Source organism: Arthrobacter sp. E70 (assembly GCF_058266945.1).
In genome coordinates, this window is sequence record NZ_JBYQFR010000003.1 from 202,091 (window position 1) to 216,844 (window position 14,754).

General features: G+C 67.8%; 12 protein-coding genes and 1 tRNA gene. 5 read left to right on the plus strand and 8 right to left on the minus strand.

The window, feature by feature from the left end:
- The first annotated feature begins 96 nt into the window (after window positions 1-96).
- The gene (locus AC3IMC_RS04800; RefSeq protein ID WP_490917274.1) at window positions 97-753 is read left to right on the plus strand and encodes an MBL fold metallo-hydrolase; all 657 of its coding nucleotides are present in this window, start codon (window positions 97-99) and stop codon (window positions 751-753) included.
- A 10-nt stretch (window positions 754-763) separates the two neighbouring features.
- Here the strand turns inward: AC3IMC_RS04800 and AC3IMC_RS04805 are convergent, their stop codons facing one another.
- Entirely contained in the window at window positions 764-1,897 is a 1,134-nt protein-coding gene (locus AC3IMC_RS04805) for a PLP-dependent cysteine synthase family protein (protein WP_490917410.1), read from the minus strand.
- Window positions 1,898-2,011: 114 nt separating this feature from the next.
- Between AC3IMC_RS04805 and AC3IMC_RS04810 the strand changes: the two genes are divergently transcribed.
- From AC3IMC_RS04810 to AC3IMC_RS04820, 3 genes are read left to right on the plus strand one after another with little or no spacing between them, the layout of a single operon-like run.
- Window positions 2,012-2,923, plus strand: a complete 912-nt coding sequence (locus tag AC3IMC_RS04810; protein ID WP_490917275.1) for a sulfurtransferase — start codon at window positions 2,012-2,014, stop codon at window positions 2,921-2,923.
- A complete protein-coding gene (locus tag AC3IMC_RS04815; protein ID WP_490917276.1) occupies window positions 2,920-4,086 on the plus strand; it encodes an NAD(P)-dependent alcohol dehydrogenase in 1,167 nt (388 codons plus the stop codon). Before AC3IMC_RS04810 ends, AC3IMC_RS04815 begins: the two co-directional genes overlap by 4 nt.
- Entirely contained in the window at window positions 4,083-4,511 is a 429-nt protein-coding gene (locus AC3IMC_RS04820) for an HIT family protein (protein ID WP_490917277.1), read from the plus strand. Before AC3IMC_RS04815 ends, AC3IMC_RS04820 begins: the two co-directional genes overlap by 4 nt.
- 56 nt (window positions 4,512-4,567) lie before the next feature.
- Here AC3IMC_RS04820 and AC3IMC_RS04825 read toward each other — a convergent pair whose 3' ends face one another.
- Genes AC3IMC_RS04825 through AC3IMC_RS04840 form a run of 4 tightly spaced genes read right to left on the minus strand, consistent with a single transcriptional unit; the run spans window position 4,568 to window position 11,046 of the window.
- Window positions 4,568-5,551: a beta-ketoacyl-ACP synthase III gene (locus AC3IMC_RS04825; RefSeq protein ID WP_490917278.1), complete on the minus strand. Its 984-nt coding sequence runs from the start codon at window positions 5,549-5,551 to the stop codon at window positions 4,568-4,570.
- A 28-nt stretch (window positions 5,552-5,579) separates the two neighbouring features.
- The gene (gene hrpA / locus AC3IMC_RS04830; RefSeq protein ID WP_490917279.1) at window positions 5,580-9,557 is read right to left on the minus strand and encodes an ATP-dependent RNA helicase HrpA; all 3,978 of its coding nucleotides are present in this window, start codon (window positions 9,555-9,557) and stop codon (window positions 5,580-5,582) included.
- Between the two features lie 49 nt (window positions 9,558-9,606).
- A complete protein-coding gene (locus tag AC3IMC_RS04835; protein WP_490917280.1) occupies window positions 9,607-9,933 on the minus strand; it encodes a protealysin inhibitor emfourin in 327 nt (108 codons plus the stop codon).
- Between the two features lie 60 nt (window positions 9,934-9,993).
- Window positions 9,994-11,046, minus strand: coding sequence for a M4 family metallopeptidase (locus AC3IMC_RS04840; protein ID WP_490917281.1), 1,053 nt, complete (start codon window positions 11,044-11,046; stop codon window positions 9,994-9,996).
- A gap of 128 nt (window positions 11,047-11,174) precedes the next feature.
- On the opposite strand from AC3IMC_RS04840, the gene AC3IMC_RS04845 reads away from it, so the two are divergent.
- Window positions 11,175-12,125, plus strand: a complete 951-nt coding sequence (locus tag AC3IMC_RS04845; protein ID WP_490917282.1) for a cation diffusion facilitator family transporter — start codon at window positions 11,175-11,177, stop codon at window positions 12,123-12,125.
- Between the two features lie 87 nt (window positions 12,126-12,212).
- Here AC3IMC_RS04845 and AC3IMC_RS04850 read toward each other — a convergent pair.
- From AC3IMC_RS04850 to AC3IMC_RS04860, 3 genes are all read right to left on the minus strand, one after another.
- Window positions 12,213-12,288, minus strand: a tRNA-Arg gene (locus AC3IMC_RS04850).
- A 49-nt stretch (window positions 12,289-12,337) separates the two neighbouring features.
- Complete coding sequence (locus AC3IMC_RS04855; protein WP_490917283.1) at window positions 12,338-13,888, minus strand: ferredoxin--NADP reductase; 1,551 nt, start codon at window positions 13,886-13,888, stop codon at window positions 12,338-12,340.
- Entirely contained in the window at window positions 13,885-14,754 is an 870-nt protein-coding gene (locus AC3IMC_RS04860) for an FAD:protein FMN transferase (protein ID WP_490917284.1), read from the minus strand. The genes AC3IMC_RS04855 and AC3IMC_RS04860 overlap by 4 nt, the downstream gene beginning before the upstream one ends.

Here is a 14,754-nt window from a genome sequence, read left to right on the forward strand (position 1 = left end):
GGACGAACTCGCTTCCGTGGGGGTGGGTGGCAAACATCAAGATTACCAGCCGGAGCCTCGTGGACAGGCCTCTGCGGCGCACCCTAGGCTGGCGCCATGAAGCTGACCAAATACACCCATTCCTGTGTTCGGCTCGAAAAGGATGGCGGCGTCATTGTCCTGGACCCCGGCACATTCTCCGAGGCTGCTGAGGCGATGGAGGGGGCCCAAGCCGTGCTGGTGACCCATGAGCACCCGGACCACCTCGACATGGCGGCCGTGGTGGACGCCCTTGAAGGCGACCCGGCCCTGGTCCTGTACGCGCCGGAAAGCGTTGCCGGCAAGCTGCGGGCGGAAGCGCCGGGCGCAGCAGCCCGCATCCATGTGGTGGAGCCGGGTTCAACCTTCCAGGTGTCAGGCTTCGACATCCGCAGCTTTGGCGGCCAGCACGCCCTGATCCACCCCCAGATCCCCGTGGTGGCCAACATCGGCTACCTCGTGGATTCAAACGTGTACCACCCGGGGGACTCCTTCATCATCCCCGACGGAATCAAGGTGCAGACCCTGCTGGTTCCGCTGCACGCGCCGTGGAGCAAGTCGGCCGAAGTGGTGGACTTCGTCATCGGTGTGCGGGCGCCACGGGCTTTCCAGATCCATGACGGCCTGCTCAACGACAACGGCCTGGGGATCGTCGAGGGCCACGTCCAGCGGATCGGCGCGAAGTACGGCACGGAGTACAAGCACCTGGGCCCGCGGGAGTCCGTGGAGGTTTAGTCCACCAGCGCTAGGCCGGGGGAGCAGACCACTGGCCCGTGTCGAGGAAGCGGCTGATCACCGTTTCGTAAGGCTGCGGGTCCAGCCCCTGGGACGCCAGCCAGTCCGGGTTCCAGTAGTTGCCCGCATACCGTTCGCCGCCGTCGCACATCAACGAAACGATGCTGCCCGTCCGGCCGTCGGACAGCATCTGCGCCACTGTCTGCCACACGCCCCAGAGGTTCGTGCCGGTTGACGGGCCGGCATGCAGACCGGCATAAGCGCGAAGGTGGCGCATGGCGGCAACAGACGCGGCGTCCGGAACCTGGACCATGTGGTCGATCACGGACGGGATGAAGCTCGGCTCCATCCGGGCACGGCCAATCCCTTCAATCCTGGAGGGCCGGCCTGCCGGCGGCTGGGCGGTGTCACCCGTCCGGCCCGTGGCAGCGAGCCAGCCCGGATAGAACGCGGAGTCCTCCGGATCCACCACCAACAGCCGCGTGGGGTGGCTGTGATAGCGCAGGTACCTGCCGATCGTGGCGCTGGTCCCCCCGGTGCCTGCCCCCACCACGATCCAGTCCGGTACCGGATGCTCCTCGAGCTGAAGCTGGCCGAAGATCGACTCGGCGATGTTGTTGTTGCCGCGCCAGTCGGTGGCCCGTTCGGCGTAGGTGAACTGGTCCATGTAGTGGCCGTTGCAGGTGGCGGCAACTTCTTCTGCTGCCGCGTACACGTCCGATGCGTTGTCCACCAGCAGGCAGGACCCGCCAAACTGTTCGATCAGCGCGATCTTTTCCTGGCTGGTGGTGCGGGCCATCACGGCAACGAAGGGCAGCCCCAGCAGTTGGGCGAAGTATGCCTCGGAGACGGCGGTGCTGCCGCTGGAGGCTTCCACGATGGTCGTGTCCGCCCGAATCCAGCCATTGACGAGGCCGAACAGGAACAGCGAGCGGGCCAGCCGGTGCTTGAGGCTGCCGGAACGGTGGGTTGACTCGTCTTTGAGGTAAAGCTGGATGCCCCAGTGCTCCGGCAGCGGCACCGCGTAGAGGTGGGTGTCAGCCGAGCGGTTGTTCTCCGCCCGGATGGTGCGGATGGCATTGTCCGCCCACACCCGGTCCGCTCCGCTCCGGCTCGTGCCGCCATGTCCGCTGCCCTCGATCATCACCGGACCAGCCTACCGGCGGTGGCGGGCGCTGCCCCTCTAAAGTGGAAAGCGTTGGCCGTGCACCCAGGAGAGGCTGCGCGGTTGCCTGACCCGCTGCATTAAAGGAGTCCGATGAATACGCTGATGGACGTTTCCACCCTCCAGGCCCGGCTGGCCGCAGGCCGCCGCATTGTGCTCCTGGACGTGCGGTGGGCGCTCGGGGATCCGCACGGTCACGAACATTATCTTGCAGGACACCTTCCGGGGGCCGTCTTCGTTGACCTGGCCACCGAGCTTTCGGATCCGACGGTTCCGGACCGGGGGCGGCACCCGTTGCCGTCGCGGGAGCAATTCCAGGAATCGGCCCGCCGCTGGGGCGTCCGGAACGGCGACGTGGTGGTCGCCTACGATGACAGCGGCAACATGGCATCGGCCCGGCTGTGGTGGATGCTCCGTGACGCCGGCCTTACCGAGGTCTACCTGCTCGACGGCGGCCTGGCCGGCTGGCGGGCAGCCGGACTTCCGCTCGAGTCGGGTCCAGTCCGCCCTGGCGCGGGTGACGTGGAGTTGGGCAGCGGGCACATGCCCGTGGCCGACGCGGGTGCTGCCGCCGCCTGGCCGCAGCAGGGCACCTTGCTCGACGCGAGGGCAGGGGAGAGGTACAGGGGCGAGGTTGAGCCCGTCGACCCGCGCGCGGGGCACATTCCGGGCGCCATCAGCGCGCCGACAGCCGGAAACGTGGACGACACCGGCAGGTTCCTGCCGCCCGCGGAGCTGCGCCGGAAGTTCGAGGCCCTTGGCGTGCAGGATGGCGGCAAAGTCGCCGTCTACTGCGGCTCCGGGGTCACGGCAGCCCATGAGGTGGCAGCACTGGAAATTGCCGGGTTCGCCGCAGCGCTGTATCCGGGCTCGTTCTCCGAATGGTCCAACCGTCCGGAACTGCCGGTGGCCACCGGCCCGGAACCAGGAGATGGGCCGGAACCCGGGGACGGCGCCGCCCCGGCTGGCAACTTCGCAGGAGGCAAGGGTAGCGTCGCACTATGACTCCAGGACGACCCGTACCGCCGCCCCTCGCCAAACCCGTATACCCCGCCGCCGACGGCCCGTCCGCAGGAGCAGGGACGGACGATGCCGGCTTGTTGGCTGCAGCCCGCGGTGCGGTGTCCAGTGACAGCGGCCTGGTGCCCCTGACCGTAGCGCGGCGGGCACTCGCAGCGGACGACGTCGAGATCGCCATCGAATTCTGCGGGCTGTGCCACTCGGACGTGCACGCCACCCGCGGAGAGTGGGGCGGCAAGGTGTACCCGCTGGTTCCCGGCCACGAGATCGTCGGAACCGTCAGCCGCGTGGGTTCGGCCGTCACTGACTTCGCCGTGGGCGAGCGGGTGGGCGTGGGCTGCATGGTGGACTCCTGCCGCGAGTGCGACAGCTGCCTCGACGGCCTGGAACAGTACTGCGAAAGCGGGATGACCGGCACTTACGGTGCGAAGGACCGGCGCCACGGCGGCATCACCCAGGGCGGCTATTCGTCCTCGATCGTGGTGGACCGCCGGTACGTCCTCCGGGTCCCCGAATCGCTGGACCCGGCCGCCGTCGCTCCCCTTCTCTGCGCCGGCGTCACCACCTTCTCGCCCCTGCGGCACTTTGATGTGGCGGAAGGCGACGTGGTGGGCGTGGTGGGCCTGGGCGGCCTGGGCCACGTGGCAGTCAAGCTTGCCAAGGCCATGGGGGCGAAGGTGGTGGTCTTCACCACGTCCGGCTCGAAAGTCGCTGCTGCGCTGGAACTGGGAGCGGACGAGGTGGTGCTCTCCCGCGACGAAGCTGCCATGGCCGCCGCTGACCGCACCATCGACCTGATCATCGACACCGTGGCCGCCCCGCACGACCTGAACCCCTTCTTCCGCACCCTGCGCGTCGATGGGGCGCTGTTCCAGCTTGGGCTGCCGTCCGAGGCCATGCCGCCGGTCAACCCCGGTGCACTGATCAGGCGCAGGATCGCCTACGCCGGGTCGCTGATCGGCGGGATCGCCGAAACGCAGGAGATGCTGGATTTCTGCGCCGAACACGGCGTGGTGGCCGACGTCGAGGTGGTGGGCGCCGCCCATCTGAATGAGGCCTATGACCGCATGGTTGCAGGAGACGTAAAATACCGGTTCGTGCTGGACACCAGCACGCTGCAGGCACCCGCCGAGGAGGCAGACGCATGAGCACGCTTTTCACCAGGATCCTGAACGGCGAGATACCCGGCCGGTTCGTATGGCGCGAGGACGACGTCTCCGCGTTCCTCACCACCGGCCCGCTCGCCGATGGCCACACGCTGGTGGTTCCCACCGAGGAAGTGGACCGCTGGACGGACGCCTCGCCGGAGACCCTTGCCCGGGTCATGGAAGTGGCACGCCGCATCGGCGCGGTCCAGGTGGACATTTTCGGGGCCCGGCGCGCCGGCTTGATCGTGGCCGGTTACGAAATCAACCACCTGCACGTGCACGTGTGGCCGTCGCAAAGCATGGCTGACTTCGATTTCGGCTCCGCTGACCAGAACCCGGACCCGGACGTCCTGGACGCCAACGCGGAGAAGCTGCGGGTCGGTCTTCGCGCGGCAGGGTACGGAGAGTTCGTTCCGGCTTCCTGACGGGCGCCGCCCGCCGTTTCCCCGGCGGGCGGCGCCGCAGGGTCCGTACCTGTGGATCAGTCCCTGCGCGGGGTCATCGCCACCATGCCGGCATAGGTGAATCCGCCTCCGAAACCGAACAACAGCGCAGGGACGTCCGCCGGGATCCTCCCGGCGTGCCACCACTTGGAGAGACCGAGCGGGACGCTGGCCGCGGACGTGTTCCCCGACTCCGTGACATCGGTGATGACAACACGGTCCGACATGCCCAGTGCGTCCGCCAAGGGTTCGATGATGCGCAGGTTGGCCTGGTGCGCGGCCAGGACCTGGATGTCGTCCAGGGCCAGCCCGGCGCGGGCCACCACCTCGCGGGCGCGGTCCGGTGCCTTGGTCAGGGCCCACCGGAGCACTTCACGGCCGTTCTGCGAAAACCTGCCCGACGGCGGTGAGATCCTGACCGCATCGGCCATGCCGCCTTCAGACCCCCACACCACTGGTCCAATCCGCGGCGTTTCGGACGGGCGCACGACGGCGGCGCCGGCACCGTCCGCGGTGAGCACCGCCGTCGCGCGGTCCGTCCAATCGGTGACGGTCGACAGGGTCTCGGCCCCGACGACGATGGCGTGGGTGGCGCTGCCGGTGCGGATGGCCTGGTCGGCGACGCCGAGCGCGTACTCGAAGCCCGAGCATGCTGTATTGACGTCCATGATCCCCGGGCCGCGTCCGTCCCGTCCAAGCCCAAGCGCCTCGGCCACGCGTCCGGCGGTGTTGGGGGAACGCTCGGCGGCTGTCGTCGTGGCGACCACTACGAGATCGATGTCTGCGGCGGGCACCCCCGAGTCAGCCAGCGCCATGCGGGCTGCGGGGATGGCCAGGTCCACCACGGTCTCGCCCCCGGCAACGATATTCCGGGTGACGATGCCCGTGCGCTGGCGGATCCACTCGTCGCTGGTGTCCATCATGCCCTCGAGCTCATGGTTGTCCATGATCCGGGCGGGCTGGGCGTGGCCGAGCCCGGCGATCTCTGTCCCTGCCGGGCCTTGGGCAAGCGTGAGCTTCATGGAGTTCCTCTCGTTGGGGGGACCGCGGTCAGGCGGGGGCCAGTGCCCTGTTGAGCACGGTGCGGATACGTTTCTCTGACACGGAGTAGGCGGTGCCGAGCTCGACGGCGAAAAGGCTTACCCTGAGTTCCTCGATCATCCAGCGCACCTGGGTTAATTCATGTCCGGCGCGGCGCCCGGGCAGCAGCGCGGAGACGGCGTCGTCGTAGTCGTCCTCGAGCCGCTGCACCACCGCCATGCTGAGGGCGTCGCGCTGGACGTTGCCTGGCAGGCGTTCGAGCCGCTTTTCGATCGCCGCCAGGTAGCGGGGCAGTTGGCTGAGCTGGCCGTAGCCCGTGCGTGCCACAAAACCCGGATAGACCAGCTGTTCGAGCTGGCTCTTGATGTCATTCAGGGCACTGATCAGGGCCAGGCTGGTGGTGCCCTTCAACTGCTTTTCGATCCGCCGGGTGCTGGCCAGGATGCGCTCCACCACGGCGGTCACGGTGAAGACGGTGTCGATCAGTTCGGCCCGCACCAGCTCATAGAGCCCGTCAAAAGCCTTGCGGTCCCAAGGCAGTTCCGCGGGGGTGAGCTTGTCGATGGCGGCAAGCGCACAGTCGGCGATCAACGCCGCTACCGAGCCGTGCGGATTCTGGCTGAAGGTGAGCTTCTCCGTGTTGCTCAGGTGTTCCAGGACGTAACGGTCCGGCGCCGGGACGCGCAGCGCCAGCAGCCGGATAACGCCGCCGCGCATGGCGTCGAGCTGTTCCTCCTGCGTCTGGAAGACACGAAGGGACACCGACTTCCCTTGGTCCACCAACGCCGGATAGCCGGTCACCGTGTGCCCCTTGACCAGGCTGCTGACCTGCCGCTCGATCGTGCCGAACGTCCACTCCGTCAGGCCGTCCCGCTCCACGAACCCGTTGGCGGCACCGGCCGCCTGCTGGCCGCCGGGCCGCGCAGCCGCCGGGGACCCGCCGTCGTGCGTTGCGCCGGGTTCCCGCTGCACCTTGCCGTTGCGGGCCGCGGTGGACGCCGGGGTGGCACCGAGCGACTCGGCGATGGCGCGCCGCGTGGCGGGTGCAAGCCGTTCCTGCAGCTTGGCAAGGTCCTTGCCCTCGCCGAGGACCTTGCCCTTGCTGTCCACCACCTTGAAACTCACGCGCAGGTGCGGCGGTACCGCATCCCAGTTCCAGGAACCGGGCGGAATGATCGCGCCGCGGAGCCGGCGCAGCGCGAGTTCGAGCGAGGGCTCAAGCTCATCCGTGGCCGGATCGAAGTCCGACTCCAGGACGGCGACTGCCTGCCGGGCTACGTCGGGGGCCGGGACGAAGTTCTTCCGCACCTGCTTCGGCAGGGACTTGATCAGGGCGGTCACCAGCTCAACCCGCTGCCCGGGAATCAGCCAACGGAACGGCGCGTCCTCCAGCTGGTTCAGGAACAGCACCGGCACTTCGGCAGTGACGCCGTCGGACGGATCGGGCGCCGAGCCCGGCGCCACGGGGTGGAACTCGTAGGTGAGGGGCAGTTCGAAACCCTTGTGCAGCCACGTCCTGGGGTAGGCGGACTCGTCCAGGTCATCGGCATCATCGCTCAGGAGCAGTGATTTGTCGAAGTCCAGCAGGTCCGGGTGCTCCCGGCGGGCGTCCTTCCACCACTTGTCGAAGTGGCGTTCAGAGACCACGTCCTGTCCGATGCGGGCATCGTAGAACTCGAACAGCGTCTCGTCGTCCACCATGAGGTCGCGGCGGCGCATGCGCGCTTCGAGTTCCTCGACTTCGTTCAGGAGCGCCCTGTTGCGGTGGAAGAACTTGTGGTGGGTGCGCCAGTCGCCCTCCACCAGGGCGTGCCTGATGAACAGCTCGCGTGCAACCACCGGGTCGACCCGGCCGTAGTTAATCCGGCGCTGGGCGACAATCGGGACGCCGTAAAGGGTCACTTTCTCGTAGGCCATGACGGCGCCCTGGCGTGTGGACCAGTGCGGCTCGCTGTAGCTGCGCTTCACCAGGTCCGGCGCCACCTGCTCAGCCCAGAGGGGATCGAACCTGGCGGCCACCCTCGCCCACAGCCGGCTGGTCTCCACCAGCTCGGCTGCCATCACGAACGTGGGGGATTTCTTGAACAGCGCCGATCCGGGGAAGATTGCGAAACGGCTCCCGCGGGCACCGGCATATTCGCGCTTGCGCTCGTCCAGGATGCCGATATGGCTCAGAAGCCCGGAGAGCAGGCTGATGTGGATGCCGTCGTGGTTGCCCACCGGGTCCGCCAGCCGCTTGTTGTCCAGGCTGATGCCCAGCGGCCGGGCCAGCTGGCGGAGCTGGGCAAAGAGGTCCTGCCATTCGCGGACCCGCAGGTAATTGATGAACTCGGCGCGGCACAAGCGGCGGAACGCCGACGACGAAAGCTCCTGCTGCTTTTCCTGCAGGTAGTTCCACAGGTTCAGATAGCCCGTAAAGTCCGAGTTTTCGTCGCGGAAGCGGTTGTGCTTTTCCGCTGCCAGCTGCTGCTTGTCCGTGGGGCGCTCGCGGGGATCCTGGATGGTGAGCGCCGCGGCGAGGATCATGACTTCCCGTACGCAGCCGCGTTTGCCGGCTTCGACGATCATCCGGCCCAACCGGGGGTCCACCGGCAGTTGCGCGAGTTTCTGCCCGACGGCGGTGAGCCCGCCGCCGCGGGAGTCGTCCTTGGCCCCGGCCTTCCCCGTTGCTTTCTGCGGCCGGGGCGGAGCCAGGGCGCCCAGTTCGCGCAGCAGGGTGACGCCGTCGTTGATGGCGCGGGTTTCCGGCGGTTCGACGAAGGGGAAGTCCTCCACGTCCTTCGGCCCCCGGGCGACGCCCATAGCGGTCATCTGGAGGATGACGGCAGCCAGGTTGGTCCGCAGGATCTCGGGATCCGTGAACTGCGGGCGCGCGTCGAAGTCTTCCTCGGAATACAGGCGGATGGCGATGCCGTCCGAGACGCGGCCGCAGCGTCCCGACCGTTGGTTCGCCGAGGCCTGCGATACCCGTTCAATGGGAAGCCGCTGGACCTTGGTGCGGTGCGAGTACCGCGAAATGCGGGCGGTGCCGGTGTCGATGACGTATTTGATGCCGGGCACTGTCAGTGACGTTTCCGCCACGTTGGTGGCCAGCACGATCCGGCGTTTGTTGCCCGGGTGGAACACTTTGTGCTGTTCCTGCAGGCTGAGGCGTGCGAACAGGGGGAGTATTTCGGTATTGGCCAGCCGGCGGTTGGCCTGGACGCGTGCCTGCAGGGCTTCCGCGGCGTCCCGGATCTCGCGCTCACCGGAGAAGAAGACCAGGATATCGCCGGGCGCCTCCGCGGCCAGTTCGTCGACGGCGTCGCAGACGGCATCCAACGGGTCCCGGTCCTCTTCGAGTTCGTCGTCCGAGGATTCGTCCTCGTCCGATGCCGGCTGGGAGAGCGGCCGGTAGCGGATTTCCACCGGGTAGGTCCGGCCCGAGACTTCGATGATGGGAGCGGGCTTCTCCGGGGTGCCGAAGTGGTTGGCAAAACGCTCCGGATCGATGGTGGCCGAGGTGATGATGACCTTCAGGTCCGGCCGCTGGGGGAGGATGCGTTTGAGGTAGCCCAGGATGAAGTCGATGTTGAGGCTGCGTTCATGGGCCTCGTCGATGATGATCGCGTTGTACTTGCGCAGCAGCTTGTCGCGCTGGATCTCAGCCAGCAGGATGCCGTCGGTCATGAGTTTGACCTTGGTCGCCTTGCTGACCTCACCGGTAAAGCGGACCTGGAAGCCCACTTCCTGGCCGATGTCCACCCCAAGTTCCTCGGCGATGCGCTCGGCCACGGTCCGTGCCGCCAGGCGACGCGGCTGGGTATGGCCGATCAGACCGTTGTCCCCCAGGCCCAGTTCCAGGCACATCTTGGGTATCTGAGTGGTCTTTCCGGAGCCCGTCTCGCCGGCGATGATGGTCACCTGGTTGGCGGCGATCGCTGCCATCAGATCGTCGCGGCGCTCGGATACCGGCAGCTCGGCGGGATAGGAAATATGAAAAGTCATGGCTGCAGACAAGTCTACTGCCGCAGGGGGAGGCCCTTCGCGCCCGCCTTCATTCCTGCCCGGAGCCGGCACTGCCCGGGCCGGACTCCTCCGCGGCCGCACGTGCGGTGTCCACCAGGACCCGCCAGGGGCCGGTGAGGGCCTGCTCCGGCAAGGCCGCCCGGCGCTGCCCGGCACTGATGGAGTAGAAGAAGCGGTCCGGCTGCGGGGACTCAAAGGCTGCGGCGGCCGCCCGCTGGGTCCTCGGGACCGCATCCCAGGGGCATGCCTCGACGATGGGCTGCCACTGGTTGAGGTCGGTGTCCGTCCGGGCGTCCACTGTCCATACCCGCGTCATCGCCGCGAGCCCCCCGGTACGCTCCACCTTGATTTTCATGGCCTGGTCCCCGGGCTTCCGTGGAGCCAGGCTGCCGGTCCCCAGGCAGCCTGGCTGTGGCTAAATTTTGACCTTCACAGTCTCCCACGCCTGCCGGACGGCGTCATGCTCTGCCGATCCTTCGCCGTAAAGCTCCCCGGCGGCGCGTGCCGTGGCACGTGCGAACACGGTGAACGTTGCCGCCGGCGGCAATGAACCGCTGGTCAGTGCCTCGTACCAGATACGGCCGGGACAGTCCCAGGCGTAACCGCCCAGGGCCTCCGCCACCAGGTAGAAGGCGCGGTTGGGGATGCCGGAGTTGATGTGGACCCCGCCGTTGTCCGCGCCCGTGCGGACATAGGAGTCCATGGAGTCCGGCTGCGGGTCCTTGCCCAGCACGTCGTCGTCGTACGCGGTTCCCGGAGCCTTCATGGAGCGCAGGGCGCGCCCCTGCACCTGCGGGGTGAAGAGGCCTTCGCCGATCAGCCAACTGGCCTCGGACGTGGCCTGGTTCTTCACGTACTGCTCCACGAGTGCGCCGAAGACATCGGACATGGATTCGTTCAGGGCGCCGGCCTGGTTCCGGTAGGCCAGGCCCGCCGAAAACTGCGTGACGCCGTGGGCAAGCTCGTGCCCGATGACGCTCACGGACTTGGTGAAGCGTTCGAACACCTCGCCGTCTCCGTCCCCGAACACCATCTGGCTGCCGTTCCAGAACGCATTGTCATAAAGCCTGCCGAAATGCACCGTGGCGTTCAGGTGCAGCCCGAGACCGTCGATGGAGTCACGGCCGAAGGCGTCGGCATAGAGCCGGTGCGTGTGGCCGAGTCCGTCGTACGCTTCATCGGTGGCGGCATCCTGCGTTGCCGCGGCTCCCTCCTTCCTGGCCAGGTCTCCCGGGAGCGTTTCAGTGCTGCGGGCGTCGTAAATGGTGCGGTTCACCGGCCCGGGCTTGGCAGGAAGCACGCCAGGTGGGAGAGCCGGAACCTGTTGTGCGCGGGCGACGTGGAAGGATGCGACGTGGCCCAGGGCCTTCCGGGCGGCGGCAGCAGCGGACGAGAATCCCGGCGCGTCCTGCCGTGCCAGGCGCCGCAGCAGGTACGGCGGAACGATGGAACAAAATGGAACGTGCATGGCGTAACCCCCTCAGCTAGGTGGTGCCAGCCTACGAGGGGGCACCGACAATCATCGGCAGGCCGCTTGCTGAAAATTCACCAGCCCTCCGCCCGCCTGCCACCAGCCCATGTGGGTACGGTAGGCCCATGGCACAGACCCCGAAGCGGAAGAAACCCGGTTCCACCCTGCTGACCGTCATCATCGCCTTCCTGGCGAACTTCCTTGTTGCAGCAGCAAAGTCGGTGGCCGCCGTCCTTTCCGGGTCGGCCTCCATGGCCGCGGAGGCAGCGCACTCCTGGGCGGACACCGGAAACCAGGTGTTCCTGTTCCTCGCGGAGCGGCGGTCAGCCCGTCCGCGGGACGCGGCACATCCCATGGGGTACGGCCGCGAGGCCTACGTTTGGTCGATGTTTGCCGCATTCGGGCTCTTCACGGCGGGCGCGGTGGTGTCCATCATGCACGGCATCCAGGAGATCATCTCGCCGGAACCGGCCGCCGACTTCACGGTGGCGTACGTGGTGCTCGGCGTGGCGTTCGTCTTCGAGGGCATCTCCTTCATCCAGGCTTTCCGGCAGACCCGGAAGGCGGCCCGCGAACTGGAACGCCACACGTTGGAGCAGGTGCTGATCAGTTCGGACCCCACGTTGCGCGCCGTGTTCGCCGAGGACTCGGCCGCCCTGATTGGCCTGGTGGTGGCCTTCATTGGGGTCTTCCTGCACCAGGTGACGGGCTCGCCGCTGCCGGATGCTGTGGGCTCAATCGTTGTGGGCGTGCTGCTGGCCGTCGTCGCCGTCGTCCTCATCGACCGCAACCGGCGCTTCCTGGTGGGACAGGGCGTCACCCCCGACATTGAGCGCTCCATCGCGGAGCGGCTGCTGGAGCACCGCGAGATCTCCCGGCTCACCTACCTGCACCTGGAATTCGTGGGCCCGCGCCGGCTGTACCTCGTTGCCGCGGTCGACCTGGAGGGGGACCACCCGGAGCACGAAGTGGCCCGGACGCTGCGCCGGATCGAGCGGGACCTGGAGGACCACGCCACCGTGGAGGAAGCCGTGTTGACCCTGGCGACGCTGGATGAGGCCACGCTGCGCTTCTAGTCCTGCGGTGTTGCCGGCCGCGTTCGACGGCGGTGCTGCCACGGCAGCAAACAAAAACCCCGCCGTATGAACGGCGGGGTTTTCAGGTGGTGCCCTCGGTAGGATTCGAACCTACGGCCTTCTGCTCCGGAGGCAGACGCTCTATCCCCTGAGCTACGAGGGCAATCCGGATATCCTGCCGTTGCCGGCGGGACGTCCTAGAGCTTAGCACCTCAGTAACCAGAGAACGAATCGACATGCACCCGCCGTGCACCGGCGCTTTTGGCGGCCCGGCGGAGCGAGGCGGCGCTGGCCGGCGACCCCGAAACGTAGACCTCGCGACCGGCGATATCGGGGACAAGGGCCAGCAGCGCATCCCCGTCCAGCCTGCTGCCCGCGTTCCCGCTGCGGCCGCCCGCAGCAGTCAAGCCGGCAGGAGGCTCCGAACCGTCGGCCAGCTGCACCAGCACCCGGATGCCGGACCCGCGGAGCTCCTCAACGTAGGCAATTTCATCCGCACTCCTGGCGAGGTACAGGAGGACGGCGTCCCGCTGGTGCAGGCCGCCCGATGACAAGTGTGAGACAAAGGGAGTAATGCCGATTCCGGCGGCGATGAGCAGCACGGGCTGCTGCGGGTCGCGGGGGAGGACAAAGTCCCCGCCCACCGAGGTGGCCATCACCTCATCGCCGGGCTGCAATGCCAGGAGGGCCTTCTTGGCGTGGGACAACGGCCCGGCTGTCCGCACGCCAAACTTCACCGCACGTTCCTGCGGGGAACCTGCAAGGCTGAACACCCGGCGTCGGCCTTTTCCGTCGGATCCGGTGTGCGGAAGGTCCAGCTCCATGTACTGGCCCGGCAGGAAGCGCACCGGACGCGAGGGCCTGAAGGAGAACTCTGCGGTGCTTGGCGTCAGCGGACGGACGCCCGTGAACTGCAGCCTTACGCTGCCCCGCTGGCCCGCAATGAAGGCGAGGAGGTTGCCGAGCAGCAGGGCAGCCTCCGGCGAATTGGCAAGGAAGCCCAGGTTGTAGGGGACGGCGAAGACCACCCCGACCGCGGCGGCCAGTGCCAGCTGCTGCCAGCGGCGGGGAGGCAGGGTCAGGGGCTCGGTGAGCATGAACCCCACGAAGAACAGCACGGGGCGCTGGGCCAGTGCCTGCCACAGACCCGTCCCGGCTGACATGCCGGAGCGCATCAGCTCCGCGGTGATGATGGACGTGGCAACCAGGATGAACACTAAGCCCATGGGGAACTTGCGCGTCCGGTAGAGCACCAGCGCAATGCCCGGAACCAGCACCCACAGCATGGCAGGCGTTGCGGCCCACCACGTTGCGACGTTGAGCCCTGTGAGTCCGGTGACGAAGGCTCCGGCGGCAGCCGGGTTGAAGATGTGCCGCCCGCGCCAGGCCAGGGCGTATTTCGACGCCGATGCCAGCAGGCAGGCCAGCGCCACGCCGGCCAGATCCATTGGCTGCAGGGACGGCCAGAACAGGAAATACAGCAGCAGCCCGGTGATCAGGGAGGACTCCGAATGCGGGTTCACCCGGAAGAGCGCCGCCAGCGCACGGTTGGAGGCGTAGGTCAGGCCCAGGCACAGCACCAGGTGCGCCAGCATTTCCGGAACGCCAAAGGTCAGCCAGCCCAGCACGTTGAGCAGCAGGCTGTATGCGGCGAGGGCAGCAAGGACCAGCAGGATGAGCCGGTACATCGTGTACCGGCCAACGGCGCCGGCCATGCGCCCGGCCAGGGACGCAGCGGCAGCCGGGGTTTCCACGGGGGTCATGAGAACAGTGTCCCTTCAAATCCGGGCGAATAGGCGGCGCTGCCGTCTGAGAATACGGTCAGCCAGGAGAAATCGAACACTTCGTCAAGCACTGCGCCGGGGACGAAGAACAGTGCGGTGGCCAGGGCATCGGCCACCATGGCGGAGTCCGCAAGCGTCCAGGTGGCGACGGCGGTCCGGACCGGCTGCCCAGTGGTCCCGTCGAGGACGTGGTGCAGTCCGTCCCCCCAGGCGCGCCGGTTGGCGGCAGAAGCGCAGAGGGACCGGTCCGCCAGGTCAACGATTCCGATGGCCTGGGCAGGGTTGTACGGGTGCTCGAGACCGATCCGGACGCCCTCCGTTCCCCGCGCCAAAAGGTCTCCGCTGCCGTCAACCACGAAGTTCTCCACCCCGGCGGCGGCGAGTTCGGCGGCCAGCAGGTCAACCAGCAGGCCCTTGCCCGCGGCGCCGATGTCCAGCACCACCGGGGCGCCCGCGGTAACGGTGGTTCCCTCCCACGCCAGGACCGATTCCCAGGCAGGGGCCGGCAGCGGAGGCCCGGCGGGTTCCAGAGCATAGCCGGCGCCGTATCCCAGGCGTTCCAGGCTGCCGCCGATGAGGGGCGTCATGGCGCCGGCGCTAACGCGGTACAGCGTTGCGTACAGGTCGCCGAGGGCGGCGGCCTCCGCCGGGAAACTGTAGCTGCCGGGTTCCCGCGCCATTGCCGCCACCAGGGAGTCGAGCCGGAAGCGGGACCACGCGGCGTCGAACCTTTCAACCCTGTCCAGCAGCCGCGCCCGCAGGGACGGCGGCAGCGGCAGGGAAGTGGAGATGACCCAGTGGGTCCCGATCCCCGTAAACGCAAAGTCCTCCCGGCCGGCGGACAC

Excerpts from the sequence above, each read along its gene's own strand:
- AC3IMC_RS04800 (WP_490917274.1), top strand. The coding sequence starts at position 97 with ATGAAGCTGACCAAATACACCCATTCCTGTGTTCGGCTCGAAAAGGAT.
- AC3IMC_RS04805 (WP_490917410.1), bottom strand. The coding sequence starts at position 1,897 with ATGATCGAGGGCAGCGGACATGGCGGCACGAGCCGGAGCGGAGCGGAC.
- AC3IMC_RS04810 (WP_490917275.1), top strand. The coding sequence starts at position 2,012 with ATGAATACGCTGATGGACGTTTCCACCCTCCAGGCCCGGCTGGCCGCA.
- AC3IMC_RS04815 (WP_490917276.1), top strand. The coding sequence starts at position 2,920 with ATGACTCCAGGACGACCCGTACCGCCGCCCCTCGCCAAACCCGTATAC.
- AC3IMC_RS04820 (WP_490917277.1), top strand. The coding sequence starts at position 4,083 with ATGAGCACGCTTTTCACCAGGATCCTGAACGGCGAGATACCCGGCCGG.
- AC3IMC_RS04825 (WP_490917278.1), bottom strand. The coding sequence starts at position 5,551 with ATGAAGCTCACGCTTGCCCAAGGCCCGGCAGGGACAGAGATCGCCGGG.
- hrpA (WP_490917279.1), bottom strand. The coding sequence starts at position 9,557 with ATGACTTTTCATATTTCCTATCCCGCCGAGCTGCCGGTATCCGAGCGC.
- AC3IMC_RS04835 (WP_490917280.1), bottom strand. The coding sequence starts at position 9,933 with ATGAAAATCAAGGTGGAGCGTACCGGGGGGCTCGCGGCGATGACGCGG.
- AC3IMC_RS04840 (WP_490917281.1), bottom strand. The coding sequence starts at position 11,046 with ATGCACGTTCCATTTTGTTCCATCGTTCCGCCGTACCTGCTGCGGCGC.
- AC3IMC_RS04845 (WP_490917282.1), top strand. The coding sequence starts at position 11,175 with ATGGCACAGACCCCGAAGCGGAAGAAACCCGGTTCCACCCTGCTGACC.
- AC3IMC_RS04855 (WP_490917283.1), bottom strand. The coding sequence starts at position 13,888 with ATGACCCCCGTGGAAACCCCGGCTGCCGCTGCGTCCCTGGCCGGGCGC.